The sequence below is a fragment of the Hyphobacterium sp. genome (genome assembly GCF_965217055.1).
Taxonomy (GTDB): Bacteria; Pseudomonadota; Alphaproteobacteria; order Caulobacterales; family Maricaulaceae; genus Hyphobacterium.
Map to the genome: position 1 here is coordinate 964,470 of NZ_OZ244227.1, position 26,975 is coordinate 991,444.

28 protein-coding genes and 1 other RNA gene are annotated in these 26,975 nt (G+C 63.1%); 11 read left to right on the plus strand and 18 right to left on the minus strand.

The window, feature by feature from the left end; genetic code table 11:
• Window position 1: 1 nt before the first annotated feature.
• Complete coding sequence (locus tag ACOOFN_RS04885; RefSeq protein WP_420434248.1) at window positions 2–1,327, plus strand: sensor histidine kinase; 1,326 nt, start codon at window positions 2–4, stop codon at window positions 1,325–1,327.
• Here the strand turns inward: ACOOFN_RS04885 and ruvB are convergent, their stop codons facing one another.
• The 4 genes from ruvB to ruvC are packed head-to-tail and all read right to left on the minus strand — an operon-like array spanning window position 1,328 to window position 4,266.
• Window positions 1,328–2,359 (minus strand): Holliday junction branch migration DNA helicase RuvB, encoded by a 1,032-nt coding sequence (gene ruvB / locus ACOOFN_RS04890; protein ID WP_420434250.1) that lies wholly within the window; start codon window positions 2,357–2,359, stop codon window positions 1,328–1,330.
• Window positions 2,352–3,134, minus strand: coding sequence for a hypothetical protein (locus ACOOFN_RS04895; protein WP_420434252.1), 783 nt, complete (start codon window positions 3,132–3,134; stop codon window positions 2,352–2,354). Before ACOOFN_RS04895 ends, ruvB begins: the two co-directional genes overlap by 8 nt.
• The gene (gene ruvA, locus ACOOFN_RS04900; RefSeq protein WP_420434254.1) at window positions 3,131–3,769 is read right to left on the minus strand and encodes a Holliday junction branch migration protein RuvA; all 639 of its coding nucleotides are present in this window, start codon (window positions 3,767–3,769) and stop codon (window positions 3,131–3,133) included. The genes ACOOFN_RS04895 and ruvA overlap by 4 nt, the downstream gene beginning before the upstream one ends.
• Window positions 3,766–4,266 (minus strand): crossover junction endodeoxyribonuclease RuvC, encoded by a 501-nt coding sequence (gene ruvC, locus ACOOFN_RS04905; RefSeq protein ID WP_420434256.1) that lies wholly within the window; start codon window positions 4,264–4,266, stop codon window positions 3,766–3,768. Before ruvC ends, ruvA begins: the two co-directional genes overlap by 4 nt.
• Before the next feature lie 286 nt (window positions 4,267–4,552).
• Between ruvC and ACOOFN_RS04910 the strand changes: the two genes are divergently transcribed.
• The 4 genes from ACOOFN_RS04910 to ACOOFN_RS04925 all read left to right on the plus strand — a co-directional run bounded on the left by ACOOFN_RS04910 (window position 4,553) and on the right by ACOOFN_RS04925 (window position 7,702).
• Window positions 4,553–4,906, plus strand: coding sequence for a hypothetical protein (locus ACOOFN_RS04910; RefSeq protein WP_420434258.1), 354 nt, complete (start codon window positions 4,553–4,555; stop codon window positions 4,904–4,906).
• 256 nt (window positions 4,907–5,162) lie between these two features.
• A complete protein-coding gene (locus ACOOFN_RS04915) occupies window positions 5,163–5,855 on the plus strand; it encodes a hypothetical protein (protein ID WP_420434260.1) in 693 nt (230 codons plus the stop codon).
• 30 nt (window positions 5,856–5,885) lie between these two features.
• Window positions 5,886–6,413, plus strand: coding sequence for a hypothetical protein (locus tag ACOOFN_RS04920; RefSeq protein ID WP_420434262.1), 528 nt, complete (start codon window positions 5,886–5,888; stop codon window positions 6,411–6,413).
• A 101-nt stretch (window positions 6,414–6,514) separates the two neighbouring features.
• On the plus strand, window positions 6,515–7,702 hold the full coding sequence (locus ACOOFN_RS04925) for a cupin domain-containing protein (protein ID WP_420434264.1): 1,188 nt from the start codon (window positions 6,515–6,517) through the stop codon (window positions 7,700–7,702).
• On the opposite strand, the gene tkt is transcribed toward ACOOFN_RS04925, so the two are convergent.
• Window positions 7,699–9,678 carry a transketolase gene (gene tkt, locus ACOOFN_RS04930; RefSeq protein WP_420434266.1) on the minus strand — a complete coding sequence of 660 codons (1,980 nt, stop codon included), beginning with the start codon at window positions 9,676–9,678 and terminating at the stop codon, window positions 7,699–7,701. The genes ACOOFN_RS04925 and tkt overlap by 4 nt on opposite strands.
• Before the next feature lie 151 nt (window positions 9,679–9,829).
• Between tkt and ACOOFN_RS04935 the strand changes: the two genes are divergently transcribed.
• The gene (locus tag ACOOFN_RS04935; protein WP_420434268.1) at window positions 9,830–10,921 is read left to right on the plus strand and encodes an SMP-30/gluconolactonase/LRE family protein; all 1,092 of its coding nucleotides are present in this window, start codon (window positions 9,830–9,832) and stop codon (window positions 10,919–10,921) included.
• Entirely contained in the window at window positions 10,921–11,745 is an 825-nt protein-coding gene (locus ACOOFN_RS04940) for a class I SAM-dependent methyltransferase (RefSeq protein WP_420435017.1), read from the plus strand. The genes ACOOFN_RS04935 and ACOOFN_RS04940 overlap by 1 nt, the downstream gene beginning before the upstream one ends.
• Here the strand turns inward: ACOOFN_RS04940 and ACOOFN_RS04945 are convergent.
• A complete protein-coding gene (locus ACOOFN_RS04945) occupies window positions 11,738–12,613 on the minus strand; it encodes a hypothetical protein (protein WP_420434270.1) in 876 nt (291 codons plus the stop codon). The two genes, ACOOFN_RS04940 and ACOOFN_RS04945, sit on opposite strands and share 8 nt — an antisense overlap.
• Window positions 12,614–12,616: 3 nt before the next feature.
• Window positions 12,617–13,363 carry a YebC/PmpR family DNA-binding transcriptional regulator gene (locus tag ACOOFN_RS04950; protein ID WP_420434272.1) on the minus strand — a complete coding sequence of 249 codons (747 nt, stop codon included), beginning with the start codon at window positions 13,361–13,363 and terminating at the stop codon, window positions 12,617–12,619.
• Window positions 13,364–13,513: 150 nt separating this feature from the next.
• On the opposite strand from ACOOFN_RS04950, the gene fsa reads away from it, so the two are divergent.
• Window positions 13,514–14,167, plus strand: coding sequence for a fructose-6-phosphate aldolase (gene fsa / locus ACOOFN_RS04955; RefSeq protein ID WP_420434274.1), 654 nt, complete (start codon window positions 13,514–13,516; stop codon window positions 14,165–14,167).
• Here the strand turns inward: fsa and ACOOFN_RS04960 are convergent.
• The 10 genes from ACOOFN_RS04960 to glmM form a co-directional block, all read right to left on the minus strand.
• Complete coding sequence (locus ACOOFN_RS04960) at window positions 14,164–14,982, minus strand: TIGR00282 family metallophosphoesterase (protein WP_420434276.1); 819 nt, start codon at window positions 14,980–14,982, stop codon at window positions 14,164–14,166. The two genes, fsa and ACOOFN_RS04960, sit on opposite strands and share 4 nt — an antisense overlap.
• A 17-nt stretch (window positions 14,983–14,999) precedes the next feature.
• Window positions 15,000–15,572 (minus strand): 5-formyltetrahydrofolate cyclo-ligase, encoded by a 573-nt coding sequence (locus ACOOFN_RS04965; protein ID WP_420434278.1) that lies wholly within the window; start codon window positions 15,570–15,572, stop codon window positions 15,000–15,002.
• Window positions 15,573–15,574: 2 nt separating this feature from the next.
• A non-coding RNA gene (ssrS, locus tag ACOOFN_RS04970) (6S RNA) lies at window positions 15,575–15,735 on the minus strand.
• A gap of 34 nt (window positions 15,736–15,769) precedes the next feature.
• Window positions 15,770–16,123, minus strand: coding sequence for a cell division protein ZapA (locus ACOOFN_RS04975; RefSeq protein ID WP_420434280.1), 354 nt, complete (start codon window positions 16,121–16,123; stop codon window positions 15,770–15,772).
• On the minus strand, window positions 16,116–16,400 hold the full coding sequence (locus ACOOFN_RS04980; RefSeq protein ID WP_420434282.1) for a DUF4164 family protein: 285 nt from the start codon (window positions 16,398–16,400) through the stop codon (window positions 16,116–16,118). Before ACOOFN_RS04980 ends, ACOOFN_RS04975 begins: the two co-directional genes overlap by 8 nt.
• A 60-nt stretch (window positions 16,401–16,460) precedes the next feature.
• Complete coding sequence (locus ACOOFN_RS04985) at window positions 16,461–17,525, minus strand: mannose-1-phosphate guanylyltransferase (protein ID WP_420434284.1); 1,065 nt, start codon at window positions 17,523–17,525, stop codon at window positions 16,461–16,463.
• Window positions 17,522–18,697, minus strand: a complete 1,176-nt coding sequence (locus ACOOFN_RS04990; RefSeq protein WP_420434286.1) for an AGE family epimerase/isomerase — start codon at window positions 18,695–18,697, stop codon at window positions 17,522–17,524. The genes ACOOFN_RS04985 and ACOOFN_RS04990 overlap by 4 nt, the downstream gene beginning before the upstream one ends.
• A 130-nt stretch (window positions 18,698–18,827) precedes the next feature.
• Window positions 18,828–19,805, minus strand: a complete 978-nt coding sequence (locus ACOOFN_RS04995; protein WP_420434288.1) for an NAD-dependent epimerase/dehydratase family protein — start codon at window positions 19,803–19,805, stop codon at window positions 18,828–18,830.
• Entirely contained in the window at window positions 19,805–20,410 is a 606-nt protein-coding gene (locus ACOOFN_RS05000) for a hypothetical protein (protein WP_420434290.1), read from the minus strand. Before ACOOFN_RS05000 ends, ACOOFN_RS04995 begins: the two co-directional genes overlap by 1 nt.
• Before the next feature lie 27 nt (window positions 20,411–20,437).
• Entirely contained in the window at window positions 20,438–21,793 is a 1,356-nt protein-coding gene (gene glmM / locus ACOOFN_RS05005) for a phosphoglucosamine mutase (RefSeq protein WP_420434292.1), read from the minus strand.
• Window positions 21,794–21,987: 194 nt separating this feature from the next.
• Here glmM and ACOOFN_RS05010 point away from each other — a divergent pair, with 194 nt between their 5' ends.
• From ACOOFN_RS05010 to ACOOFN_RS05020, 3 genes are all read left to right on the plus strand, one after another.
• Window positions 21,988–22,998, plus strand: coding sequence for a glycosyltransferase family 2 protein (locus ACOOFN_RS05010; protein ID WP_420434294.1), 1,011 nt, complete (start codon window positions 21,988–21,990; stop codon window positions 22,996–22,998).
• A gap of 262 nt (window positions 22,999–23,260) precedes the next feature.
• The gene (locus ACOOFN_RS05015; protein WP_420434296.1) at window positions 23,261–24,016 is read left to right on the plus strand and encodes a glycosyltransferase; all 756 of its coding nucleotides are present in this window, start codon (window positions 23,261–23,263) and stop codon (window positions 24,014–24,016) included.
• Window positions 24,013–26,121, plus strand: coding sequence for a glycosyltransferase (locus ACOOFN_RS05020; RefSeq protein WP_420434298.1), 2,109 nt, complete (start codon window positions 24,013–24,015; stop codon window positions 26,119–26,121). Before ACOOFN_RS05015 ends, ACOOFN_RS05020 begins: the two co-directional genes overlap by 4 nt.
• On the opposite strand, the gene ACOOFN_RS05025 is transcribed toward ACOOFN_RS05020, so the two are convergent.
• On the minus strand, window positions 26,118–26,966 hold the full coding sequence (locus tag ACOOFN_RS05025; RefSeq protein WP_420434300.1) for an SMP-30/gluconolactonase/LRE family protein: 849 nt from the start codon (window positions 26,964–26,966) through the stop codon (window positions 26,118–26,120). The two genes, ACOOFN_RS05020 and ACOOFN_RS05025, sit on opposite strands and share 4 nt — an antisense overlap.
• Window positions 26,967–26,975: the final 9 nt, after the last annotated feature.

The window sequence follows — 26,975 nt, forward strand, 5'->3', positions numbered from 1 at the left end:
CATGCGCAGACTTCAGTTGTTCCGGATTTTCTGGCCGCACGCGCATGATGGCGATGTCCTGAGGACAACGCGCGAGCGCCTGTTGGCGGCGATGTCGACCATCCTCGGAATCCTCGCGATCACGACCACCGTTGTTTCGTTTTCCGAAATGGTCGGCGACTATCCGGTGCAGACCTATATCGGCCTTTTTGGTCCAGTTCTGTTTTTGCTGGCACCCGTCGCTCTTCACCTCACCGGCCGCATCCAGCTGATCTCCGGCTTGGTCCTGACCCTGGTCTATGTCCTGATCATGCTGCCAGCCGCCACCATTGGCGGCGCGGCCAACCCGGTCATCCTTTATCTCACCGGCCTGCCGATCCTCGCGACATTCCTGATCAATGCCCGCGCCGGAATTGTCGGCGCTGCACTGGTCATCGTTTCCGTGATTGGCATGTATTTCGCGCAGGACGCACTACCGCGGTTGCCGGGCGGTTTCGATGAGGCGCGTGCCGCGAACTGGAACACGATCACGCTTTGCGTGCTCATTACCGCCATCTCGGCCTTCGTGGTCATTTTCCAGTCGGAGATGCAGAGCGCCAATCGCCGGCTCGACTCGGCCCGCAAGGCCGCTCATGCGGGCAATGCCGCGAAGTCGCAATTCCTGGCCAATATGAGCCATGAGATCCGTACACCGATGAACGGCATTCTCGGCATGATCGCGCTGTTGCGCAGCTCCAAGCTCGATGAAACCCAGGCTTCGCAGATCGAAATTATCGAGCGCTCGAGCGAAATGCTCCTGGCGCTGCTCAATGACGTGCTCGACATGTCGAAAATCGAGTCCGGAGAAGTGACGATCGAGCAGGTGCCCTTCGAGCTCCGCAATGTGGTCGACAATGCCCGGGATCTGCACGGGCTGATCGCGGAGGCCAAGGGGCTGACGCTCCGCGTTGACCTGCCGCGGGCGCTGAATGCCACCTATATCGGCGATCCGCTGCGCCTCGGCCAGATCCTGAACAATCTCCTGTCGAATGCCATCAAGTTCACCAGCGACGGCGAAGTCGCGCTCGCTGTCCGTGCCCGTCGCGGCAATATTGTGTTCGCGGTGAAAGACAGCGGGATCGGTATTTCACCGGATCAGGCCGAACGGCTGTTTCTGCCCTTTACACAGGCCGACAGCACGACGACACGCAAATATGGCGGCTCCGGGCTCGGCCTGGCCATTTCGCGGCGCCTCTGCCGGTTGATGGGTGGTGAGCTTACCTTGTCGAGTTCGCCGGGACGGGGCGCGCTGTTCGAGGCCCGCTTGCCGCTGCGGCGTGCCGGTATGTTCGACGCGGCTGTCGCCTGATCATTTTTCCGAATCGAAAAGTCCCGATTGCGCGCTCTGCGGCACGTCGAGGCCAAGATGCGTCCAGGCGCGGGCCGCGGCGAGGCGTCCGCGTGGCGTGCGCTGGATAAAGCCCTGCTGGATGAGGAAGGGCTCGACCACATCCTCGAGCGCGTCACGGGCTTCGGCCAGGGCGGCGGCCATGGTGTCGAGTCCGACCGGTCCACCGCCGAAATGCCCGGTCAGCGCGTTGAGATAGCGGCGGTCGAGACTGTCCAGTCCGATCTCGTCGACCTCGAGGCGCTTGAGCGCAATATCCGCTGCCGCGGCGTCGATGTGGCTGACACCATCGGCCTCAACGAAATCGCGGACCCGGCGCAGCAGTCTCGATGCGACGCGCGGTGTGCCCCTGGCGCGGCATGCGATCTCTCGCGCACCGTCGTCGGTCATGCCGAGGCCCAGTTTTCCGGCAGCGCGCGCGACGATGCCGGCGAGCTCGTCCGTGTCGTAGAATTCGAGCCGCACGGGTACGCCGAACCGATCACGCAGCGGCGTGGCCAGCAGACCGGCCCGCGTGGTCGCTCCGACCAGTGTGAAGGGTGGCAGATCGATCCGCACGGTACGCGCCGACGGGCCCTCGCCGATGACCAGGTCGAGGCAGTAATCCTCCATCGCCGGATAGAGGATTTCCTCGACCGCTGGCGCCAGCCGGTGGATCTCGTCAATGAACAGGACGTCGCGCGGTTCGAGATTGGTGAGGATGGCGGCGAGATCGCCGGCCTTGGCGATCACCGGCCCGGACGTTGCCCGGAAGCTGACGCCCAGCTCGCGCGCGACGATCTGCGCAAGGGTCGTCTTTCCGAGGCCGGGCGGACCGGACAACAGGACATGATCCAGCGCTTCCTCGCGGCGTCGGGCGGCCGCGACGAAGACCTTCAGATTGGCGATCGCGGCGGGCTGACCAACGAATTCCGAAAAGGACAGCGGCCGCAGCGCCCGGTCCCGCGAATCTTCCGGCCGCGCCTCGGGAGAGATATCGCGGCCGTCAGTCATGGGCCGGTATCACTACCGTGCTGCCCTCGCCGAACAGATATTCCCTGTCGCCCAGCGCCGCGCGGATGGTCTGCGGTGTCGCAGCCGCCGGGAGGTGGAAAGCGATGGCGCGGGCCTGTGGGCGCGATTCGAGGAAGGCGACGCCTTCGGGCATCTGTGCAAACCAGTACGGATATAAGATGACGTCGAACGCAGTATCATCCCAGACCGAAAAATCGGCCATCCGGGGTGCCGTGTCGCCGAGATGCAGGACGGAAATGCCACCGATCTCGACATGCCAGGTGATGTTGTCGACGCCCTCGCGGTGAAACAGCCAGGCGCCCTCGATGTAATCGAGAAAGGGGTGCGTCCAGGGGCCGGGCTCGGCGGCCGACGCTTCAACCGGAAAGACCCGGTTGCGGGCCGCTTCCGGCAGATCGCCGTTTACAATGGCATCTGTCACCTGCGCAGGCGCAGCGACGATCACCTCATCCTGCGCCAGCAGGAAGTCCGCCGCGCTGTCAGGGTCGGAGTGATCGCCGTGAATATGCGTGAACAGGAGTGCCGTAACCGCGTCAAACGGCGCTGCGCCGGCTATCATGTTCGCCCGGGCCTCATCGGAGGGCAGCGCGTAACGTCCCTCGTAGGAATTCCAATTGAGGGCATCGATCAGCACGGCGGTCTCGCCGTCGCTGATATGCACGCCCTCATTGGCAAGGAAGCGGATTGTGACGTCCTGCGCCTGGGCAGGCACGGAAAAGCTTGCCAGCGCCAGTGCAGACGGAAGCGTTCTCACGTCGACAACTCCTTCAGGGCGAGGCGGATGAGTTCGCCGGTTTCCGCCTCCGGATTGGCGCGGCTGGCGGCGGCTGCTGCACGGCGGGCGTCGGTCTCCGCATAACCCAGATTTAGAAGCGCCGAAACCGCATCCTGGCGCGCCGGGTTCGCGCTTCCGGAGTTCTCGGCCGGATTGGCCGAGGCAATGCCGGCGGAGGCCGCGACGTTAAAGCCCGGTGCAAAAGCCCGGCCCATCGGTGGCGGCTTGTCTTTCAATTCAAGCGCCAGCCGGCCTGCGAGCTTGGGTCCCACCCCCTTCGCCTGGCCAAAGGCCGAAGCATCACCGAGGGCTGCCGCGCTTTCGAGCTCGTCGACGCCGAGCGCATCGAGAATGGCCAACGCCGCCTTGGCGCCGACGCCCTGGATCAGCTGCAACCGCGCGAACCAGGCGCGCTCGCGTTCTGACAGAAATCCCCAGAGCTTGAGAGCGTCCTCACGGACATAGGTCTCGATGTGAATCTCGACCTCCTCGCCCTGCTGCAGGCGCGCCAGGGCCTGTCCACTCATGCCGACGAGATAGCCGACACCGTTGACATCAATGACCGCCTCGCTCTCGCCGATTGCATCGACCCGGCCACGCAATTTGCCGATCATGCTGCACTCCCCAGTTTCGCACTGCCGCGATGGTGGGCATGGCAGATGGCGACAGCGAGCGCATCGGCTGCATCTCCCTCTGCCTTGCAACCCGGCAGCAGGATGGCGATCATTGCAGCAACCTGGTTCTTGTCGGCGCCGCCGGTTCCGACCACGGATTTCTTCACCAGCCGGGCAGCGTATTCGGCTACCGGCAATCCGGCGCGCGCCGGGGCGAGCAAGGCCGCCGCCCGCGCGTGGCCCAGCTTGAGCGCGCTGGCGGCATTGGTGGCCATGAAGGTTTCCTCTGCGGCCGCCTCGTCAGGGGCGTGGCGGGCAATAATGTCCTCGAGGCCGGTATGGATCGCGAGCAACCGTTCAGGCAAAGGCAGGTCCGTGGCCGGCGAAATCCGCCCCTCCGCCACGCGCGACAAGCGGGTCCCGGTTACCGTCACGATGCCCCAACCGGTATGACGCAGGCCGGGATCAATGCCGAGTATCCGAATCGCTTCGCTCATCCGGCAAGGCTAGCCCGGAATCAGCATCAGCGCCCAGATGGCGCGTACAGGCCGCGTTTGGGTAGACGCCCGAAATCGCCGCAAGGTTCGTTGCGAATAATTATTACAAACAATAAAACCGGCTCCAACTGCATTAAAGTGGGCATTTTTTTGAGAATGATAATCAGAACCCCAAGTAATTGTTCGATTTTGTTTGACGGCCTTTGGACCGACCCCCTAGTGTTTGTGTTGACGTACCCGTGTGGGGGACAGCGTACATAGTTCAATTATCAGGGGAGGCCTCCTCATGGCCAAAAAAGGTAAACTCAGCCGGCGTTCATTTCTGACCCGCGTCGCCGGGGGCGTGGCCGTCACGGGCGCCGTTGGTGCGGTCGCTGGTGCGGCCGTCATTCGCGGCCGGACAGACTCCGACAGCGGCGGTAATTCCGACCCGGCGGGCAATGGCCGCACGGGCATTACCGACAGCGACGGCGGCGCTTACGCCGATCAGGCCGGACGCGGCACGGGTTACACCGGCATGACCGATTCCGACTCGGGCGGCTGCGCCGACAACGCTGGCCACGGTCGTGGCAATTCCGGCTATACGGACAGCGACTCGGGCGGTTGCTCGGACCCGGCCGGACGTGGTCGCGGCGGCTAGTTCAAGCGACTAACAAAACAATGAAGCCGGTTGCCTTCCAGGCAGCCGGCTTTTTTGTGCGCCATTTTTGCACTTGATTTCTATTCTCACTGTATTTGCGAGCCACTCGCAGGCAGCGGGCTTTTTTTCGACTTTTCTGGACTGAATCCTCTGATTGCGGCCGGTTTCCCTTTGACCCCGCGAAACCCTCCCGCGTAACATCGCCGGGCGTGGGACCCGGCTGACGCCGGAAATTCAGAATTCAGGGGAGGCCACCATGGCCAAAAAAGGTAAACTCAGCCGCCGTTCGTTTTTGACGCGCGTGGCCGGAGGCGGACTCGCTGCCGGCGCCGCCGCGACGATCACCGGTGGGGCGTTGGCGCAGAACTATACCGGCCGGACGGATTCCGATCTCGGCTCGAATGCCGACCGTGCCGGATATGGCCGAACCGGCGTCACCGATAGCGATGGCGGCAGCAATGCCGACCGCGTCGGATATGGCCGTGGCCGGCGAACCGGACTGACCGACAGTGATAGCGGCAGTTATGCCGATCCGGCCGGTAATGGACGCGGCAGGTCCGGCATTACCGACAGCGACAGCGGAAGTTACGCAGATCCGGCGGGCAATGGCCGCGGCAGCCGTCGCACCGGCATTACCGACAGCGACAGCGGCACCTATGCCGACCCCGCCGGCAACGGTCGCGGCAGCTCCGGCATCACCGACAGTGATTCTGGCGCGTATGCCGACCCGGCCGGACGTGGCCGCGGCGGGCGGCGCACAGGGATCACCGACAGCGACAGCGGCACCTATGCCGACCCGGCCGGAAACGGTCGCGGCAGGTCCGGCATCACCGACAGCGATTCCGGTTCCTATGCCGACCCGGCTGGCCGCGGCCGCGGTAGCCGTCGCTGTACCGACACCGACACCGGCACTTATGCCGACCCGATCGGGCGCGGAGATCGCTGCTAGTTCACCCAGTCAGAAAGGCAGGCAAACATCATGGCCAGGAAAACCAAGCTATCGCGCCGTTCTTTCCTTACGCGTGTAGCCGGCGCCGGATTGGCGACCGGCGCTGCCGGCGTCGTGACGGGGTGTACGACGACGGGCGCCTATACCGGGCTGACCGATGCCGATACCGGCGTTTACGCAGATCCGGCCGGCTATGGCCGGGGTGGTGGACGTACCGGCATTACCGACGCCGATACCGGTGCCTATGCCGACCCGGTTGGGGCCGGCAGGGGCGGCCGACAAAGCGGTATCACCGACAGAGATACCGGTAATTACGCAGACCCGGTCGGCAATGGTCGCGGTGGCGGACGGTCGGGCATTACCGATCGCGACACGGGCAGTTATGCGGACCCGGTCGGCAATGGACGTGGCGGGCGACAGTCGGGCATCACGGACCGTGATACCGGGGCCTATGCCGATCCGGTCGGACAAGGCCGGGGTGGACGCGGACGGCGGAATTGTACCGACAGCGATACCGGAAGTTATGCCGATCCGGTTGGACAGGGCGATCGCTGCTAGGCGCGGCATCGCGACGCTGCCGGGGTCACTGGACTTATACCGACAAGCTGTTTTCATTCAGGAAATGGATGAATGCGCTATGCTTGGCGCCGGGGGATTGAATGAGCGAATTTCCGTGGGGGGACAACGTCCTCGACTACATCATCGGCCCCCAGAAGGCGGATGAATTCTTCGGTGACTATTTCGAGCGCAAAGCGCTTATCATTCCGCGCAAGGACCCGGGACGGTACAGCGATCTGTTGTCGATCGCGCGCATAGACCATCTGTTGGCGAGCCACGATTTCAATGGCGACAGCGTCGACATGGCGCGCGCCGAGCCGCAGATCACGCGCGACCAGTTCATTCTCGCAAATGGCTTTGCCGACCGCGGCAGCATTGCCCATCTCTACCAGGAAGGCGCGACGCTGATCCTGCCGCAGCTGCACCAGTCCGAGCTCGTGCTGAAATCTTTCAGCCGGGCGCTCGAGGCCGAACTTAGCTGCCATGTGCAGACCAATATCTACATGACGCCGCCCAACAATCAGGGCTTCCGCACGCATTATGACGACCACGACGTGTTCGTGCTCCAGGTCGAAGGCGAAAAGCTGTGGCGGATCTACGACCAGACGGTCGACAAGCCGTTCCGCGGCGAGGGATTCAATATTGATCGCGACGAGCCCGGCGAGCTGGTCGACGAGTTTGTGCTCAAGGCCGGAGATGCCGCCTATGTGCCGCGCGGTCTGATGCATGACGCGCAGACCCAGGGCGAAGCCGACAGCCTGCACATCACGGTCGGGCTGATCGTCAAGACGTGGGCCGACCTGATGCTGGAAGCGGTCTCGGAGGTCGCCCTGCAGCATCCCGAATTCCGCCAAGCCCTACCGCCCCGCTATGCGCACGCCGAATTCGATCGCAGCAGCGCCGAAGCGCACTTCAAGACGCTGGTCGCGAAGATCGCCGAAGAGGCCAATCTGGACAATGCGTTCGACCTGTTCGTCGACAATTTCATCCGGTCGCGCCCGCCCTATTCCGAGGGTGCGCTGACCGGACGCGGCGCAACCGCCGAGCCCGGCGCGAAATTCCGGCTGCGGCCATACATTCCGTGGCGGCTCGCCGAGGACGGCGACCGGCTGGTGCTGATCACCGCCGGAGGCGAGCTGGTGTTCCCCGCTTCCGCCGAAGCCGGGCTGGACAAGGTTCTCGATGGTGAAGTGTTCGGCCAGTCGGCCTTTGAAGATGCCGGCGAGGACGAGGCCCGGAAGGCGCTCGACAAGCTGTTCGGTTTCGGTGTCGTGGAGCGGGTCAGCTAGACCCGCGCCAACACTTCCTCGGCGATTTTCTCGGCGGTTATTCCGAAATGCTCATACAGCGCTTCGGCCGGTGCCGAGGCGCCGAAGCCGGTCATGCCGACAAAGCCACCGTCGCGGCCGATAATAGCATCCCAGCCCTGGCGGACACCGGCTTCCACGGCGATTCGCGGCAGGCCTTCGGGTAGGACCTCGTCCTGATATTTGCGGTCTTCCTCGACGAAGATATCGAGGCAGGGCGCGGACACGATCCGCACCGGGATTTGCTTGCGCTCCAGCAGCTTGGCGGCCTCGACCGCAAGCGCGGTCTCCGAACCGGTGGCGATGATCACCGCTTTTGCATCCTTGGCATCGCGCAGTATGTAGGCGCCCTGCGCAGACAGGTTCTCGGCCGCATCATCATTGCGAAGGAAGGGAAGCTTCTGGCGTGACAGGGCGAGAATGGCAGGCCCGGTTGTGTGATTGAGCACGGCTTCCCAGCATTCCGCTGTCTCCAAGGCATCCGCCGGCCGGAACACGCGGACATTCGGCATGGCACGCAGCGAGGCGAGGTGCTCGACAGGCTGGTGGGTCGGGCCGTCTTCGCCGAGCCCGATGGAATCGTGGGTGAAGACATAGGTGACCGGCTGGTTCATCAGTGCGGCCAGCCGGATGGCGGGGCGGCAATAGTCGGCAAACACCAGGAAAGTGCCGATATAGGGGCGGACGCCGCCATGCAGCACCATCCCGTTGGCGCAGGCCGCCATGCCATGCTCGCGCACGCCGTAATGGATATACTGGCCGGAATAGGCGCCCGCTTGGATGACGCCCTGATTTGGGGTCCGCGTATTGTTGGATCCGGTGAGGTCGGCCGAGCCGCCGACCAGTTCGCGCATTGTGGGAACGATCTGTTCCAGCACCTTGCCGGACGCGGCCCGGCTGGCGAGGTCCGGTTTTTCTGCAGCCAGTTCCTTGCGCCAGGCTTCCAGTGCCGTTGCGGCCGATGCATTGAATGTCGCTGCAAACGCGGCGTCGAATTCTTCCTGGCGCGAAGAGGTTTGATGCCGGGTCTGCCATTCGGCGCGCGCCTGTGCGCCGCGTCCTGTGGCAGCGGTCCAGTCGGCACGGATCAGGTCAGGAATATCAAACGCACCATGGTCCCAACCGATGGCCTTCTTGGCTGCGGCCAATTCGTCACCGCCGAGCGGCGCGCCATGGCTGGATGCCTTGCCGGCCTTCGTCGGCGCCCCGAAGCCGATCACCGTCTTGCAGGAGATCAGCACCGGGCGGTCGGACTGCTTCGCCCGCTCGAGCGCGTCATCAACCGCTTGCATGTCGTGCCCATCGACCGCATCGATGGTCCAGCCAGCGGCCTCGAAACGTTTCAGGACGTCGGTCGTTTCGGCCAGTGCCGTGTCGCCGTCGATCTGGATGGAATTGTCGTCCCACAACACGACCAACCGCTTGAGACCGAGATGACCGGCAAGCGAGATTGCTTCGTGGCTGATGCCTTCCTGCAGATCGCCATCGGAGGCGATCACCCAGGTGCGGTGGTCGACCAGGTCGTCGCCAAAACGGGCATTGAGAATACGCTCGGCGAGCGCCATGCCGACGGCTGTGGAGAGCCCCTGCCCGAGCGGTCCGGTCGTGGTCTCGACACCCGTCGTGTGGCCAAATTCCGGATGGCCCGGCGTTTTCGATCCGAGCTGGCGAAAATTGCGGATCTCGTCGAGCGTGACGTCGGCATAGCCGGTCAGATGGAGGAGCGCATAGATCAGCATCGATCCGTGGCCGGCCGACAGCACGAAACGGTCACGATCCGGCCAGTCCGGATTATCGGGATCGAATTTCAGATGGCGTGCCCAGAGCACGGTTGCGGCGTCAGCCATGCCCATCGGCATGCCGGGATGGCCGGACTTCGCTTGCTCGACGGCGTCCATCGCCAACGCGCGAACGGCATTCGCCATTGGTTTCAACGTGTTGAGATCAAGCGCGGTCATGGCGGGCCATCCGGGGTCGGTTGCTTCGCGGAGCATATAGCGGGATTCGCCGCTCCCCCTAGCGCGAACCCGGGCGATTTCCCACAGCAAATTGCGGCCTTCCCGCAGCGACCTGCTTCGCGCTAGGGTTCACGGAGGCGGGGGAAACAACATGCGGACGATCTTCATCATTCTTGGCGTGGTCCTGGCTCTGGGCCTGGTGTGGTGGCTGTGGCCGGCGCGGGTCGATCCGGCGTATTGGGACGAGCCGGAACCGCCGGCCCTTACCGACGTACTGGAACCGCGCGGCCGGCTGGCCGGGGCCGACCTGATCCGCCACCCGCTCCTGCACACATCGGAAGATGTCGCGATCGGCCCGGACGGGGCGGTCTATAGCGGGCAACATGATGGCTCCGTGGTGCGCCTGCGCCGCACGAATGATGGCTGGGAGGGCGAGACCGCCGCCCAGGTGACGGACGGATATTCCGTGCTCGGCCTACAATGGGATGGCGACGGGCATCTCGTCGCCGCGGCGATTGACGGCATCTACCGGATCGATGTCGACACCGGCACGGTGACCCTGTTGTCGACCGGCGAAACCGAACATCCGCTCGCCTTTGCCGACGATCTGGATATCGGGCCGGACGGCACGATCTATTTCTCTGAAGCTTCCTGGCGCTGGGGCGCCGGTACCGGCACGCCTCAATATGCCTATGACATGGCCGAGAACCGGCCCTATGGCCTGCTCTATGCGCTGAACCCGGACACGGGCGAGATGACGGTGCTGCAGGACGGGCTATATTTCGCGAATGGCGTGGCGATGTCCGCCGACGGGCAGGCCGTCTTTGTGCTCGAGACCTACCGCTACCGTCTTTCGCGCTACTGGGTCGGCGGTCCGCGGGCCGGCGAGTTTGAGATCGTCGCCGAGAATTTGCCGGGCATTCCGGACGGTCTGATGGGCGATGGCCAGGGCCGGCTCTACATCGCGATGGATACGCAGCGCCTGCCGATCATGCGTTTCCTGCACCGCAATCCCTTTCTGACCGAGATGATCACCAAGCTGCCGGAATCGGTTTGGCTGCGCGCCGGAACGCCGAAAGCCTTTGTCCTGGTGGTCGACGAGGACGGCAATTATCTCGACAGCTATCACGACCCGGATGCGCGCTTCGGCCTGTTGGCCAATGTGGTACCGGACGCCAATGGCGATCTCTGGCTGGGGTCGCTGACCGAGCCGGTGATCGGCCGATTTCCACTGCCGGAGTGATGCGCGATCTGGCCAATCGCCTGCTGCCGCGGCCGGTGGTTCGCGGACTGCGCCGGCCTGCCCGCATGGCCGCAGCGCTTCTGGGCTGGGCGGAAGCCGCAGATCCGGCGCTGGCGGACCTGTCCGGAGACGGTGACTGGAAAGCTGCGGGCGAGGCCATCACGCTGTGGGCGCGAGCGCTCTGCGGCGTTCAACCGGATGCAGAAGTACTGGAAATCGGCTGCGGGCCGGGCCGGATGGCGGAGGGCCTGTTGGGCTGGCTGAACGCCGCCGGCCGCTATACCGGGTTCGATCCATCGATGGCGGCGATTGCCAGTGCGCAGAAACGGGTGGGCAGCGATGATCGCGCGCGCTTCCTCCATGCCGACCTCTTCAACGCGGAATACAATCCGCGCGGCACGCTGAAAGATTCCGAATTCGGCTTTCCGGTCGCCGACAACACGCTTGATTTCGCCTTTGCCACCTCCGTCTTCACGCATATGCGGATCGCTGGCGTCGCGCGCTATATCGACGAGGTGGCACGCTGCCTCAAACCCGGCGGGACCTTCCTGTTCACGGCGTTCCTGCTGGATCCGGACGCCCGCGTGGCGATGGCGACAGGGCGCGCCGCCTACCGGTTCAGCGACCCATTGGACGCGCTTTCCGCGACCATTGATGCGCGAACGCCGGAGCGGGCCATTGCCCATGAACGGGAGGCGGTGCTGGGCTGCCTGGGCAAGGCGGACCTGACCGTGGAAGGTGAAATTCATGCCGGTACCTGGCGCGGGCTGGATCACGCCATGGCCTTTCAGGATCTGATCGTCGCGAGAAAGCCGGTCAGCTGATCGCGACCAGCAGGGCGCAGGCGTCATCCGATGTCTTGAGACGGCCCATGGCGGCATCGTCTTCTGGATTTTGCTCGCGCTGGCGCAATTCGGCAGCGAGGCGGGACAGCCCGTCCTCGTCCCGCGCGGCCGTCATCAGCCCTGCGGCATCGTAAGCACCATATGGCTCGACGAGCCGGAAGAACCCGTCCGACATCAGCAGAATGCTTGAATCGCCGCGCAATCCGATGCGGGTCAGTTCCGCATGCTGCGCGGCTTCGGGATGCAGCGAGAACACCCAGTGTGCGCCGTCCGTGTTCATCCGGTTGCGCATGTCGCGCGCCTGGGCAAACCCGGCCTCACGGTCGCCGCCGCGCATGGTTTCGCCCCAGCGCCGGTATTCCTCACGGATGCCCTCGACATCGCCAACGATCTCGCACTGCCCGCCTGTGTCGACGAATGCCATGCAATCGCCAAGCGTAGCGATCTCCAGCGTGTCTTGCTGGCGCCGCATCCAGATCCCGCCGGCGCTCGGCAGATTGTGGCGCGGCTGGCCGTCGATCGGCACGGACGCTTCAGACCTGGCCATGGCGGCAATGTCGCGGATCACACTTTCCAGATAGGCCCGAGCCGGCTCGTCCCGGCCGGGCGGCCTTGTAAACCGTTCGGACAGGCGATCGGCATACCAGGCTGCGTCGCTTTCCCAACCCAGCGCCTGACCTGCTCCGGCCACAAGCGCGTCCGGAAAAAGCCGCATCGTGCCGATATCGGTCGCGCCGTCGACCACCCAGGCGGTGCCGGCGCTTTCGTCAAAACCGTAGCGATCATCGCCGGTCCCCTGGCCGGACGGCCAGTTGATCGCATCGACAAAGCTCAGCCCGCCGGCCATGGCCTAATCCGGGAAGTCGGCGTTGGCGTAGACGTTCTGGACGTCATCGAGATCGTCCAGCACTTCGAGGAGCTTGATCACCCCATCGGTCTTGTCGGACTCGACCGGTGTCAGGGTTTGCGGCTTCCAGATGATGTTGACCGATTTGGGCTCTCCCAGCGCGTCCTGGAGATTGCCGGCTACTTCAGCCAGATCGTCGCGCGCGCAAAAGACGATGCGCTCTCCCGGCTCGTCCTCGTCGGGATCACCTTCTTCATGGGTGACATCTTCGGCGCCTGCCTCGATGGCGGCCTCGAACATGGCGTCTTCGTCGGCGACGGTGTCGGGGTAGCGAATCTCGCCGACCTGATCGAACATGAAGGCGACCGCGCCGGTCTCGCCGAGATTGCCGCCATTCTTGGAAAAGGCGGTGCGCACATCGGAGGCCGCGCGATTGCGGTTGTCGGTCGAGACCTCGACGATGATGCCGACGCCCCCGGGGCCAAAGCCCTCATAGCGGATTTCCTCATAGGCCTCGACATCGTTGCCGGACGCCTTGTCGATGGCGCGCTGGATGTTGTCCTTGGGCATGGACTGGCCCTTGGCATTGGCGACCGCCAGCCGCAGGCGGGGGTTCATGTCCGGATCGGGACCGCCGATCTTGGCGGCGATCGTGATCTCTTTCGACAATTTCGAGAACAGCTTGCCGCGCGCCTTGTCCTGGCGGCCCTTGCGGTGCTGAATGTTCGCCCATTTCGAGTGTCCGGCCATGCGGTCGCCTCCATTTCGGTCCCGCAGCCGATGCGGGCGCAATTCATTGCGCTGCTCTTAGCGCATAAGCGGCTGCGCCTCCAAGCCGCCTCGTCACGTTTCTTTCACCGGCCTTGGATAAGCCCGGGAGGCTATGAGGAGATTGCCACCATGATGTTGTTTCTGGATACCGCCGAGCTGGATGTGATCGCCGCCCGCGCCGATAGCGGGCTGGTCGACGGTGTCACCACCAATCCCTCGCTGATCGCGAAAGCGGGCGCCGATATCAAGGAGCGGATCGCCGACATATGCGGCGTCATTCCCGGCCCGATCAGCGCCGAAGTGGTTGCCACCGATTCCAGCGGCATGATCGCGGAGGGTCAGACGCTGGCCGCGATTGCCGAGAATGTCGTCGTCAAGCTGCCCCTTACCATGGACGGGCTGAAAGCCTGCCGGGCGCTGACCGATGATGGTATCGCGACCAATGTGACGCTGTGCTTCTCGCTCAATCAGGCGCTGCTGGCGGCGAAAGCCGGCGCCACTTTCGTTTCGCCCTTCATCGGGCGGCTGGACGATATCGGCCAGGACGGTCTGGAATTGATCGAGGATATCCGTGCGCTTTATGACGAGCACGGATTCGTCACCCGGATTCTCGCGGCGTCGATCCGTTCGGTGGACCATGTCGAAGGCAGTGCGATGGCGGGAGCCGACGCCTGTACCCTGCCGCCGAATATCTTCGATGCGCTTGTACAGCACGATCTGACTGACACGGGACTGGCGGCATTCCTGAAAGACTGGAAAGCCGCGGGCCAGGGCGCAATCTAGAGCGTGGGCTCGGCCTGCCCCAGAACGCCGCCGACGCGTACCGGCGCCAGCTTTTTTGCCAGTCCGGTCTTGTCATCGGTTTCCATGACGATGCCGCACAAAGTGCCCTCGCCCTCGGCCGGCTGGAAACGGCCCGAGCGCATGCGAGTGGTGAAGCGGCGCATCGGTTCTTCCTTGTCCATGCCGATAATGGACTCGTAATCGCCGGTCATGCCGAGATCGGTGATGTAGGCCGTGCCCTGCGGCAGGATACGATGATCGGCGGTGGGGACGTGCGTATGCGTCCCGACGACGAGGCTGGCGCGGCCATCGCAGAAATTTCCCATCGCCATTTTCTCGCTTGTCGCTTCGCCGTGGAAGTCGACAAGCGCAGCATCACAGACCTCGCCCATCGGCGCGGCTGACAGTTCGCGCTCGACTGCGACGAACGGGTCATCCAGCGGGTCCATGAACAGGCGGCCCATCACATTGGTCACGAACACCATGGCGCCATTGCTCGCAGGAAACACGCCGGCACCGCGGCCCGGGGCGGTCCCGGGCGGGTAATTGGCAGGGCGCAGGAGGCGCGGTTCGCGTCCGATATAGGTCAGGGCTTCGGATTGGTCCCAGGCGTGATTGCCCAGTGTCAGCACATCGGCGCCGGCCTCGAACAACTCTTCAGCGGTGCGTTCGGTGATACCGAACCCTCCTGCGGCGTTCTCGGCATTGACGGCCACGAAATCGAGCGACAGCGATGTGCGCAGGCCCGTCAGATGGTCGGCCAGCGCACGGCGCCCCGATTTGCCAACAATATCTCCGAAAAAAGCAATCCGCATGTCTGCCGTCCCGTGGTTCAGGCGAAGCGATATGCCCCTTTTTCGGTGATAATCCAATCGAGACGCTGATCATGGCGCTGCACCGGCAGCTTTTTGATGCGCTGGATGTCATAGCCGAGGCCGACAGCGGTGACCTGTCCGGTGGCGCGAAGCGCGCTCAAGGTCCGGTCGTAATATCCGCCGCCATAGCCCAGCCGGAAGCCGCGCTCATCGACCGCAAGAAGCGGAATCAGCAGGAGGGAGGGCGTCAGTTGCGGGGCATCGGCATGCGGGGTGGCGATGCCGTGCGCACCGGTTTCGAGTTCATCGCCCGGAAGCCATTGATGGAATGCCAGCGGCGCAGCGGGACCCTCGACACGCGGCAGCGCCAGCCGCGCCTGTTCGCAGTGAAATGTCTCGAGCAGGCGGATCGGATCGATCTCGCTGTTGACGGCATGGTAGCCAGCCACCACTGCGCCGACGCCCGGCCAGATCTCGTCAGGGAAGTGGCTTACGAGGCCGGAAGGTGCATCCGGCAGGTCGTGGTGAGCTGTCCGGCGCCTTTCCAGCGCCCTTGCTCTTGCCCGTTTCTTTTGCCAGTTCGAAAACATGCAGCGGCCCCACGATCACCGTCGGACTTTGTAAATTCCCATCGAACCCACAAACGTAGGTGGGCGCCGCGTATCAGGGACCACGGTCCCAATCAGAGGCAGCTCCCATGATGAGATGTAAGGTCGCGGGGAATTAAAGTCCTGACGCATGTCGCAGAGACCGCCACCGACATATGTGGACCTCTGCGGAGCCATCCTCAAGAGGTCTCGGCTGCAGCGAGTGCTTCGAGACGCTCGGAAATACCGTTCAGGGCGTCGACCAGCCCGTCGGGATCGGCGTCTGACGCGGTGCCGCGGGGTTGCTCGCTTTTCAGCCGGTTGAGATGGCTCTCCAAAGCTTCAAGCCGGTTCTGGGCGGTTTTCAGCTCATCGACAACGACAAGCGAGGCCATCAGAAGCAGGCGCAGATCGCCGATCTGGCCGACCTGCCGGGACAAGTCCGTGACATGCGTGTCGAGATGACGCGCGAGCTCGCGCAGATAGCTTTCCTGTCCGTCCTCGCAGCCAATCGTGAAGGCGCGGCCGTTGAGCGTGACGGAGACCTTACCCATCGGCCGGTTCCGCTGCGGCTTCTGCTTCCTGCGCCGCTGTGCGGAGCTCCTCGATCGCCTCTCCCAACGCGTCGGAGGCGGCCTGTGCCGCGTCCGCCATCGCCGATTCGCTGGCGCGCGCCCGGTCGAGCTCTTCGGCGAGACGCGCACGGTCGGCGTCTGCATCACCGGTCTCACGCGCGGCGGACTGCAGACGGTTGAGCTTGGCTTCGACCTGCGAGATCGCCCGGTCGAGCCGGGAGATGGCGGCCGCCATCGGATCGTTTCTACTGGACATGCTGTCGTTAAAATCAGCCCAAATACCAAAAACTTCAAGTAGGACTCGAAGTTGACGAAATTAAAGCAGGTCTTCGCGATCCTGCGATTTCATTTTCGTCAGGATCTGCTTGACTTCGTGCGCGCGCTCACGTGGCGCCACGAATACCGCATCGGGTGTGGCCACCAGAACAAGATCCTCGACGCCGAGCGCTGTCAGCGTCACGCCCTCGCCCCGCAGATAGCTGCCGGTCGTGTCGATCGCCATCACATCGCCGGCCAGGACATTGCCGTCGCCATCCTTGTCCAGCGCGTCGGCCAGGGACGGCCAGGTACCGACATCCGACCACGCAAAACGCGCCGGGATCATGGCGGCATGCCGCGTGCGTTCCATCACCGCTATGTCAAGTGGAACGGACGGGCTGGCGGCAAAAGCGGATTCGTCAATATGATTGTCAGCCTGCAAGGCGGATCGCACGGCGTGCAGTACTTCCGGCTCATAACGCGCGAGTTCGGAGAGCAGGACGTCGGCCCTGAACAGGAAAATGCCGGCATTCCAGTACCGGTCACCGGCAGCAAGGTATTGTGCGGCCGTGTCCGCGTCCGGTTTTTCCTCGAACGCGGCGACGCTGAAGCCTTCACCAAGCGCCTCGCCCTTGCGGATATAGCCATAACCGGTCTCCGGCCGCGTCGGCGGAATGCCGAAGACGACGATCCTGCCATCGGCCGCCAGTGGCGCCGCCGCGGCCACTGTTTCCCGAAAGCTCGCGACCGGGGCGATATGGTGATCGGAAGAGACAATGAGGACCAGCGCGTCCGGCCCGTCCTGCTTCTGGGCCAGCAATGCGGCGAGCGCGGCCGCCGGTGCCGTGTTGCGCCCCACCGGTTCGAAGACCGACGCTGCTGGCGTGATGCCGGCGCTGGTCAATCCCTCGCGGACCGGCGCTTCAATGGCCGCGCCGGCAATCACCAGCGGATCGGAAAACGCGACACCCTCGCCGGCACCGCGACACCGCAACAGCGTGTCCTCGAAAATCGTGCGCCCGGAAAGCAGCGCGTGAAAAGGCTTGGGTTTTGCCTGACGCGACAGGGGCCAAAGGCGTTCGCCCGAACCGCCGCAGAGAATGGCCGGACGGACGGAAATCATCCTGCCACCTCGCGAATCGATCCGGCCTTGCGGTTGAAGACGCGGTCTGCCTCTACCGCAGCGACGAGGAGGTGATAGAGCGTCGAGGCTGTGATGTGGTTCACGGCGCGATTGCCGGCTTCATCATAGGCATCGATCCAGCAACCCGTCGGCGCCGGTTTCAAAAACTTGGAGAACAATTGGTGCAGCGCATCCTGGGCGTTGCTCCACCCGCCGGACCGCTCACGCATGCCCTGAACCAGGGCGGCCTTGAGATGTTCGGTCTGCTGCCAGGTGCGTCCCGAACCGTCCAGAATGACGCCATCATCGCGCACCGCGGCCACGATCAGCCCGCTGGCCTGCGAGCGGCCATAGGCTGTTGCGAACGCATAAAGCCCCGCCGATTCCGGTCCCGGTTCGTGGCCGGAAAGCTCGGCATAGCGGTCAAGCAACCAGACCCATTCGAACTGGTGTCCCGGCTCGGTCTTGCGTCCTTCCGAACCGGGCAAGGGTGACCAGTCATCCTTGAAGACCTCGCGCAGGCCGCCGGACGGCAACAGCCAATGGTCGCGCATCAGGCGGAGGATGCTTCCGGCGCGCGCCAGATGCGCCTGCCCGCCGAACGCCTCGTGCAGGGCGAGGCTGGCCTCGAACATGTGCATGTGCGGGTTCTGGCGGCGTGGCTGGCGATCCGGGTCGGATTCGCGCCAACCGCCCGACGTGTGACCCATGACCTCGTCGATGAAGGCCAGCGTGTCCATCGCCAGCGCCTTGACCTGCGCATCGCCTGTGATCCGGTAGACGTGCGAGAGCGCCAGCAGCGCAAAGGCATGCTCGTAGAGATCGCGCCGCGCATCCGAGACCCGGCCATCGGCGTCAAGCTTCATCGCCCAGCCCGGCGCACCACCGGCATTCCAGGCCTTGTCGACGAGATAGTCGAGGCCTTTCAGCGCCAGCGCCTTGCCGTCAAACCAGCCGAGCTCGTGGGCATGTGCGAAAACATAGATCTGGCGGGCCTGCGACCTGACACGTCGGATGGCGTCCCGGTCCGCCGTTGCATCGAGATTCAGGCGTTCGAAAAACCCGCCCCGCGAATGGTCCCAGCCGGTCTCGGCCCATACCGGCAGGGCGGCGTCGCGCATCCAATCGCAAAACCGTTCGGCCGTCGCCTGCACTGATTTCCGTGTCGCCATGAAAGATCCAGCTCTGTCAGCCGTGCGTCCGGGCGTTTGCCGCATACTCGACCAGAAAACATAAAATTCGATTTAGCCCGAATCCGGCATTTCGCGGCATCGAGCGAAGGGTAATCGAGCCCGAGGGCGCCTAGATCCGAAAGTAATCCCGATACCATTGGACAAAACGGGGAATACCGGTCTCGATTTCGGTTTTCGGCGCATAACCGTATTCGCGCGATATCCGGGTCAGGTCCGCGTGCGTGCGGTAAACATCGCCCTTCTGCATGGGCAGGTATTCGCATTCTGCTTCGCGGTCGCAAGCCTTGGCGATCACCTCGATGAATTTCTTGAGGGGGACCGGTTTCGCGCCACCGATATTGTACAAGCGGTGGCCAAAGCCGGTGTTCTTTTCCTCGACAATGCGGATCAGCACATCGATGACATCATCGATATAGGTAAAATCCCGCTCCAGCTCGCCATTGTTGAAGACCTTGATCGGCTTCGCATCGAGAATGGCCCTGGTGAACAGCCAGTAGGCCATGTCGGGTCGTCCCCACGGTCCGTAAACGGTGAAAAAGCGAAGCCCGGTCTGCGGAATTCCATAGAGCCGCGCATAACTTTCGCTGAGCAGCTCGTCGGCGCGTTTCGTGGCTGCATAGAGCGAGACCGGGGTGTCGGCCCGGTCAGATTCGGAAAAGGGCGGCTCGGTGTCGTTGCCGTAAACCGAGCTGGACGAAGCATAAATGATGTGCTCGAGCGAGCGCGAGTGTCGCGCCGCTTCCAGAATCGACAAATGGCCCTTGATGTTCGAGTCGATGTAGGAGAACGGGTGGTCGATCGAATACCGGACGCCGGCTTGTGCCGCGAGGTGCAAAACGTGTGTCGGCGCGTATTTGTCGAAGATCGACGCGATTTTCTCGTGTTCCGAGATATGGACTTTCTCGAATGCAAAACCGCCGGGACTTCCGATCTGCTCGAGCCGATCGGTCTTGAGTTTGAGATCGTAATACTCGTTCAGATTATCCAGCGCCAGGACTTCGTGACCGGCTTTCAACAAGGCCTTGACCGCATGATGGCCGATGAAGCCGGCGGCCCCGGTCACGATTACGCGCAACGGTTTCGGCATTACTGACCCCCGCACTCGATCGGCTCGAGCATTTCGATGCGTATCCTGTCGAGCTGGATGGCGCCCGGTTCGCCCAGCGTCTCCGGCCACAAGCCGATGAAAAAGTACTCGGCCTCACATTGCGGCGGGGTCAGGGTGACAGCGATCGGCTGACCGTCGGCCGGAATGTCTGCCAGCTGCCATCCATTCTGGCCGATACCCCGTTGAAACAGGCCCAGATGGACCTGGTCGGCCTCGCTGCCGGGGGCGGCACTGACGTGATATTCGACCAGCAGCGAGTGGCCCTGAACCACTTCGAGTTCGCGGCGCGTGAGCGGAATGAAGGCGCCTGCAGACGAGACGATCACCGGATCGCCAAGGCGATTCTCGGCCAGGACGACAACGGATTGCCCGCCGCTCGCATTTACCGTGACTGACGTCGCAATGCCCGGACCGGCGACAAGCGATTGCAGGCGATCGAAGCCGGCCTCGATGCCGGATTCGATGATGTTCTGCGCGCCATCCGCCTGCTGCCGATAGGCCAGGACAATGGGCGTGAATATCATGGCGCCGGCCAACAGAATGCCTGTCGCGTAGAAGGCCGGGTCGTTCAGTCGAAGAAGCAATTCAGGAGTCCCCAGATGCGATGCCGGTCAGGCGCGGCTCTGCTCTATTGCAGATGAGACCATTTCCAAAGCCTCATTGCACGCGGCTTCCTCGCCTTCGGTCATCACACGGATGACGGGTTCGGTCCCCGAAGCGCGAACAAGAATGCGGCCCCGCTTTCCGAGATGCGCCTGTGCGTCTGATATCGCCTTTTCGACCGGGGCGGAATTGAGGATCGCCGAGCGATCGGGCACGGCGATGTTTACGAGCCGCTGCGGTGCCGGCTCGAAGAGGCGGCAGCTTTCGCTGACCGGGCGGTCCTTCTGCTTCAGAATTGCCAACAATTGGAGCGCGGTGATGAGGCCGTCTCCGGTTGTTGCAAAATCGCTCAACACGATATGTCCGGATTGTTCGCCGCCGATATTGGCGTTGAGTTCGCGCATTTTCTCCACGACATAGCGATCGCCGACATCGGCGCGCTCGAGTTCGAGGCCCTTCGATTCGAGAAAATGACCGAGCATGAAATTGGACATTACGGTCGCGACGACCTTGTTACCGCGCAACCGGCCTGCCGACGCCCAATCCGACGCGATTACGGCGAGCAATTGGTCGCCATCGACGACGTGGCCCAGCTCGTCAACGACAACCAGTCGGTCGGCATCGCCGTCGAACGCGATCCCGATATCGGCGCGGGTCTGCAGAACTTTTTCGGCCAGCGCGCCGGGATCCGTCGCGCCGCAATTATTGTTGATATTGAAGCCGTCCGGCTTGGTGTGGATCTCCATGACATCCGCCCCGAGCTCCCAGAAGGCGGCCGGACTGACCTTGTAGGCCGCGCCGTTGGCGCTATCGACCACGATCCGAAGGCCGGAAAGTGTCATGTCCCGCGGAAAGGTCGCCTTCGCTATCTCGACATAACGTGCCTGGGCATCGTCAATGCGCTTCGCCCGTCCGAGCAGGTCGGGCTTCGCCAACATGATCTCCGCAGGCTCCTGCATCAGCGCTTCGATCTTCATTTCGGCCTTGTCGGAGAGCTTGAAGCCGTCAGGACCGAACAATTTTATACCGTTGTCGTAATACGGATTGTGGGAGGCGGTGATCATCACGCCGAGATCAGCGCGCAAGGAGCGCGTGAGCTGCGCAACCGCAGGGGTCGGGATCGGGCCGAACTGAAAAACATCCATGCCCACTGCTGTGAAGCCGGAGACCAGGGCGGTTTCGATCATGTAGCCGGACAGCCGTGTATCCTTGCCGATCACGACGGAGTGACGGTGGTCTCCGCGGCGTTTGAAATACTGGCCGGCCGCCATGCCCAGCTGCATGGCGAAAGTCGGTGTCATGGGGGGCGTATTGACGGTGCCGCGAATTCCATCGGTTCCGAAATACTTCTTCTTGTTTTTCATGCAGCCTTTTCCCGGTTGAGGTCGACCCGTCTGTCGCGGGATGCTTTATCAAGGTTTTTCAGTGCGACCTATCCCCAATGCGACAAATGTGTGGCCCGTCGAATTGACTTAGCAAGCCTGCAATCCCAGTAAGCGGGTCACAACCGTTCCCGCGATCTGACCGATCGGAAACGGCCGCAATCGGGACCTCGCATATGACACGTCAATCGCTGGTGGATATTATCATCGTCAACTTCAATGGCGGTGAATTCATATCCGAGTGTATTGAAGCCGTTAGAAATCAAACGTTTCGCGAGTTTCATGTCTATGTAATCGACAATAATTCCACTGATGGATCCGTCGATCTTCTGGCTGTGGAGGACGAGCGTTTCACGATTGTCCGCAACACCGAGAATCTCGGCTTTGCGGCTGCCTGCAACCAGGGCGCCGCATTGGGCAACGCGCCGTGGATTGCGATGCTGAACCCGGACACGGCTCCAAAGACGGATTGGTTGGAAGAAGCTGTCCGCTGCGGCGAAAAGCACAAGGCCGAAATGGTCGGCTGCACGATGCTGTCCAAGCGCAACCCAGCGAAGCTGGACGGCGTCGGCGACGCGTATTCGCCGCTCGGTCTGGCTTGGCGCGGTGGCTATGACTGGCCGGCCGATCAGGCGCCCGACCATGACGGCCGGATTTTCGGACCCTGCGCCGCCGCAGCCCTGTACAGGCGCGACATCTACATGGATTCCGGCGGATTCGACGAACAATTCTTCTGTTATGTCGAGGATGTCGACCTTGCTTTCCGCTTGCGGCTGTATGGCGCGGAATGCGTCCATGCCAGCGACGCAGTGGTTTATCATTTCGGCTCCGGCATTTCAGGACGGCGGTCCGAATTCACAATCTTTCACGGCACGCGCAACCGGGTCTGGACCTGGGTCAAGAACGCGCCGCCATTGATGTTCGTCCTGACGATGCCGTTCGTGGCCATGGTCAATTTGGTTTTCCTGCTGCGCAGCGCCTTTCACGGCAAGTTCCGCTGTACCGCGCGAGCCCTGGGCGAAGCGATTCGCGGTCTCGGGCCCATCCTGGAAAGCCGCAGGGACATCCAGAAGAAGCGCACGGCAAACTCCCTGACCATTTCAAAGGCGATGACATGGTCGCCCGTCAAGCTTCTGACCCGCGCGCCGGACATCCGCCGGATCGCGCAACCACCGAACGGTGCCTGACCGGGTCGCGGGCGGAGATTGGCGGTCCTGCCCGCCGGCGGCGATACTGGACTTGGCGTCCTGATGTGACTATGGGTTGAGGCGGTTTTGGTGGCGGCTTTTCCTGCTTAATCAGGCATAATCGGGAGCGATGATTCCTGTCGCCTGATGAAGCCTCCGGAGATGCAAAGGCCATCTGTTCGCTCATGTCTTCCTTGCCCTCTGCCGATTGTGTTCACGATGCGTATTGAAAGCTGCGGGAGTGTCGCCGCGATGCCGCAAAATGATGTCTAAGCCCGTCAGTTTTGCGGTGGCGATCCCTGTGGGCGGCTGGCACGAATTGTTGCCGCGTGCGCTCGAGAGCCTCGCCGGTCAGACACCGCCATTGCAGGTCGCGCTGCTGGATGCGTCCGGCGATCCGAGGGTGGCAGAGGCTGCGCAGTCGAGCGGCATCGATTTCGCCTATTCGCGCACCGGTCCGGACGCCGGACAATCCGCTGCGATTGCCGAAGGCTGGCAGCACACGGACTCCGATTTCGTATTCTGGCTCAATGCCGATGATTGCCTGACTCCGAACGCTTTGGATGCGGTGCGGGAAACGCTCGACGCGGATCGCGATCTCGACGTCGTTTACGGGCTGACCGATTTCATTGACCTGTCCGGTGACGTGATCGACCGGCATGACCAGGTGGAAGACCTCTCCCCCCTGTTGTTGCGGTCGAATATCATTTCGCAGCCCTCCTGCTTTGTCAGGCGGTCGGCAATGTTGGCGGTGGGCGGCGTCGATCCGGCGCTTCACTATGTGATGGACTGGGATTTGTGGATCCGGCTCTACAATTCGGGCGCGAGGTTCAAACTGCTCCGGGAGACGCTTTCATCGGTATATATGGGCGAAGGGACCAAGACCCATCAGGTCTCGCCGGCGCGGTTGCGCGAGGTCTTTCAATTGGTCCATAAGAATTGCGGCGCCTGGGCGGCAATCAAGTCTACGCTTTCACTGGCAGCTGAGACGCTTACACGACGCAGGCCGAATTCATGAGCAATCACATTCCGATCAGTATCGTCACGCCGAATTACAATGGCGCGCAATTCCTGCGGGAATGCATGGAATCGGTGCTGGGTCAGCAATATCCGGCGCTGCAGTACGTGATCTCGGATGGCGCCAGCACGGACGGATCGCGACTCATTTTCGAACATTACCGGCGCGAACTGGCCGGACTGACCAGCGAGCCCGACGAGGGTCATGCCGATGCGGTCAACAAGGGTTTCGCCATGACCGATGGCGAAATCATGGGATGGATCAATTCAGACGACATTCTCCATCCCGGCTGCTTGTCCCAGGTCGCACGGATTTTCGAGACCCATCCTGAGGTCGAATGGATTACCGGCCGGCCCAGCACGATGAATGTCCGCAGCGAGATCGACTATGTCGGACCGGTGAGGCCGTGGTCGCGATTGCGTTTTCTGGCCGGCGATCATTTGTGGATCCAGCAGGAATCCACTTTCTGGCGCCGCAGTCTCTGGGAGCGGGCCGGCGGCGGGCTCGATACCGCGTTCGACGTCGCCAATGATTTCGAATTGTGGATGCGGTTTTTCCGGCATGCCGACCTGTACACGGTCGACCGAATGCTCGGCTGTTTCCGCGTCAGGCCAGGCCAACGCTCAGTGGATCAGCTCGACCACTACAAACAGGAAATGCGCACCGTCATCCAGCGCGAGCTCGACAGTCTCGACCCCGAATTCCGAGACTCTTTCGGCGACCTCATTCCAGCCAGGCCGCGCGAACTGACCGACGCGGAGCGCGAGGATCTCGACGAGCAGCTGCGTGTGCTGGATCCCCCGACGATCCGCATGAGCGCTGTGAGGCGGCGGGCCGATTTCGGCAAGGCGACAGGCGGAAAGCGTTTCAGCTCCGGCCTGCGTGCGCCCGAGCCGATCAGCGACCTTGCCGCTCTCAAGGACCGCCACCAGGGCGAACGCTGCGTCATCCTCGGCAACGGCCCCTCGCTCAACAAGACCGATCTCGGCCTGCTGAAGAATGAGACGGTCTTTGCCTGCAATGCGGTTCACCTGCTGTTCGACAGGATCGACTGGCGGCCGTCCTATTATACTTGCGTGGATTCGCAGGTTCTGCCTGACCGCGCGTCGGATATCGAGACGATGCTGGCCACCCATCCTGACATGGTCGCCTTCTTTCCTGCCGAAGTGCAGACGCATGGCGGCGACCGCCGGCGGCTGAAAGGCCGGGACCTCGTCTCCGACGGACCGAACCGTTATTTCTTCAATGAAGTCGCCGGCACGATCGATGATCTGCCGGAATCGATGTTCTCGCTGGACGCCGCCGAAAAGGTGATCCAGCCGCACACCGTTGCCATCACGATGCTGCAGCTGGCCGCCCATCTCGGTTTCTCCGAGATTGTACTCGTCGGGTTCGACATGCGTTATGTGATGCCGGCTTCGGCGCGGCCCGAGGATGAAAGCGCGCCGAACGATCCGCGACTGACCTCGTTGGCGAATGATGATGCCAACCATTTCGACCCGACCTATTTCGGAGCCGGTCGCAAATGGCATACGCCGAACACCATGCTGATGCGGGAGCATTTCGAGATTGCCCGGCAAGCCCTGACCCGGGCCGGTGTCCGCGTCATCAACGCGACCGAAGGCGGGGATCTCGAAGTCTTCGAACGCAAGGACCTGGCAGAGGCCTTGCGGCGGCCACCAAGCAAGGCGCGTCAGCCGGTCCCGTCCGCGGGCGAACCACGGCCAGCGGAAGCAGAGACATTGCCCCCTACCGGCCTGCGGCGAGTGCTGGGCGAGCTGATCCCGAGCGTCAGACGCAACTGGACCTTCATCGCCGGCGTGATGCTGGTGTTCGCCGCCATCGTGGCGAGCGCAATCCTGCTGCCGGAATGGCGGGTCTGGATCGCCCTTCTGGGCCTTTTCGCCACGACGCTCGCCTTCAGCATTGCGGTCGCAATCAAGTCCCGGCGGATCCTGACCAGCGTGCTTGTCGCGCTCAAGGAAAGACAGAGCGGCAAGGCGGAAGCCGAACTGGCCCTGCAGGTGCTCGAACAGGAAATCGACGCGCTGTATGCCGAGCTGCACGAGGTGCGCCGTGAACGCTCCCGGCGCGACGTAGCCTAGCCGAGATCGAGCCTTAGAAGCGCGCCTTCGCCTTCGCCTTCAAGACCGATCGAAGCGGACGTCACGAAGACGCTGTTGAGCTCGGGCGCGAAAGCGAGACTGGTCGGGCGTTGCACCGGCAGGTCTATGGTCTGGACCAGGGTGCCGTCCGGTGCAAAACGGCGCAGGCAAGCGCCATCCCAGAAGGCAATCCAGAGCGAGCCATCGGCATGGACCTGCATGCCGTCCGGATACCCGTCACCGTCGCCGATGTGGGCAAAGACCTGCTTGTCATCGAAACCGCCGCCAGAGATCCAGTCGGCCATAAACACGGTCTGACGTGCACTGTCGGTCAGATACACACGGCGGCGCGCAACATCAAAGGCCGGGCCGTTGGTCACGCGGTAGCCGCGCTCGAGGCAGGTTGCTGCGCCACTCTCCGGATCGAGGCGCCACCAGGCCCCGCTGTCGGCCTTTTCGGCATCGTCCATGGTGCCCGCCCAGAACGAACCGTCCGGCGCGCGCTTGCCGTCATTAAAGCGATTGCCGGGATAATCCCGGCGCTCGGGCGAGGCCAGGGCGCGGCGCTCCACCGTTCCATCGCCTTTCGGCACAAGCTGCGCGAAGCCGGACCGTGTGGCGGCTAGCAACGAGCCGTCGGCCCCCGGTACATCGATGCAGCCTATGGCTTCGTCGGCCTGCCAGCTGTCACGGGCACCGGTTTCCGGCGTGTAACGGTGCAGCGCCAATCCCTTGATATCGACCCAGTAGACCGATTGTCCGCGCGAGCACCAGACCGGGCCCTCGCCCAGTATGGCGCGTGCCGGCCAGACGATTTCGGGTTCGGAACAAGCAAGCGGTGTCATGCGTCGCGC

Bases quoted from the DNA above. Each gene is read 5' to 3' on its own strand.
- ACOOFN_RS04885 (WP_420434248.1), top strand. From the start codon at position 2: ATGCGCAGACTTCAGTTGTTCCGGATTTTCTGGCCGCACGCGCATGAT.
- ruvB (WP_420434250.1), bottom strand. From the start codon at position 2,359: ATGACTGACGGCCGCGATATCTCTCCCGAGGCGCGGCCGGAAGATTCG.
- ruvA (WP_420434254.1), bottom strand. From the start codon at position 3,769: ATGATCGGCAAATTGCGTGGCCGGGTCGATGCAATCGGCGAGAGCGAG.
- ruvC (WP_420434256.1), bottom strand. From the start codon at position 4,266: ATGAGCGAAGCGATTCGGATACTCGGCATTGATCCCGGCCTGCGTCAT.
- ACOOFN_RS04910 (WP_420434258.1), top strand. From the start codon at position 4,553: ATGGCCAAAAAAGGTAAACTCAGCCGGCGTTCATTTCTGACCCGCGTC.
- ACOOFN_RS04915 (WP_420434260.1), top strand. From the start codon at position 5,163: ATGGCCAAAAAAGGTAAACTCAGCCGCCGTTCGTTTTTGACGCGCGTG.
- ACOOFN_RS04920 (WP_420434262.1), top strand. From the start codon at position 5,886: ATGGCCAGGAAAACCAAGCTATCGCGCCGTTCTTTCCTTACGCGTGTA.
- ACOOFN_RS04925 (WP_420434264.1), top strand. From the start codon at position 6,515: ATGAGCGAATTTCCGTGGGGGGACAACGTCCTCGACTACATCATCGGC.
- tkt (WP_420434266.1), bottom strand. From the start codon at position 9,678: ATGACCGCGCTTGATCTCAACACGTTGAAACCAATGGCGAATGCCGTT.
- ACOOFN_RS04935 (WP_420434268.1), top strand. From the start codon at position 9,830: ATGCGGACGATCTTCATCATTCTTGGCGTGGTCCTGGCTCTGGGCCTG.
- ACOOFN_RS04940 (WP_420435017.1), top strand. From the start codon at position 10,921: ATGCGCGATCTGGCCAATCGCCTGCTGCCGCGGCCGGTGGTTCGCGGA.
- ACOOFN_RS04945 (WP_420434270.1), bottom strand. From the start codon at position 12,613: ATGGCCGGCGGGCTGAGCTTTGTCGATGCGATCAACTGGCCGTCCGGC.
- ACOOFN_RS04950 (WP_420434272.1), bottom strand. From the start codon at position 13,363: ATGGCCGGACACTCGAAATGGGCGAACATTCAGCACCGCAAGGGCCGC.
- fsa (WP_420434274.1), top strand. From the start codon at position 13,514: ATGATGTTGTTTCTGGATACCGCCGAGCTGGATGTGATCGCCGCCCGC.
- ACOOFN_RS04960 (WP_420434276.1), bottom strand. From the start codon at position 14,982: ATGCGGATTGCTTTTTTCGGAGATATTGTTGGCAAATCGGGGCGCCGT.
- ACOOFN_RS04965 (WP_420434278.1), bottom strand. From the start codon at position 15,572: ATGTTTTCGAACTGGCAAAAGAAACGGGCAAGAGCAAGGGCGCTGGAA.
- ACOOFN_RS04975 (WP_420434280.1), bottom strand. From the start codon at position 16,123: ATGGGTAAGGTCTCCGTCACGCTCAACGGCCGCGCCTTCACGATTGGC.
- ACOOFN_RS04980 (WP_420434282.1), bottom strand. From the start codon at position 16,400: ATGTCCAGTAGAAACGATCCGATGGCGGCCGCCATCTCCCGGCTCGAC.
- ACOOFN_RS04985 (WP_420434284.1), bottom strand. From the start codon at position 17,525: ATGATTTCCGTCCGTCCGGCCATTCTCTGCGGCGGTTCGGGCGAACGC.
- ACOOFN_RS04990 (WP_420434286.1), bottom strand. From the start codon at position 18,697: ATGGCGACACGGAAATCAGTGCAGGCGACGGCCGAACGGTTTTGCGAT.
- ACOOFN_RS04995 (WP_420434288.1), bottom strand. From the start codon at position 19,805: ATGCCGAAACCGTTGCGCGTAATCGTGACCGGGGCCGCCGGCTTCATC.
- glmM (WP_420434292.1), bottom strand. From the start codon at position 21,793: ATGAAAAACAAGAAGAAGTATTTCGGAACCGATGGAATTCGCGGCACC.
- ACOOFN_RS05010 (WP_420434294.1), top strand. From the start codon at position 21,988: ATGACACGTCAATCGCTGGTGGATATTATCATCGTCAACTTCAATGGC.
- ACOOFN_RS05015 (WP_420434296.1), top strand. From the start codon at position 23,261: ATGATGTCTAAGCCCGTCAGTTTTGCGGTGGCGATCCCTGTGGGCGGC.
- ACOOFN_RS05020 (WP_420434298.1), top strand. From the start codon at position 24,013: ATGAGCAATCACATTCCGATCAGTATCGTCACGCCGAATTACAATGGC.
- ACOOFN_RS05025 (WP_420434300.1), bottom strand. From the start codon at position 26,966: ATGACACCGCTTGCTTGTTCCGAACCCGAAATCGTCTGGCCGGCACGC.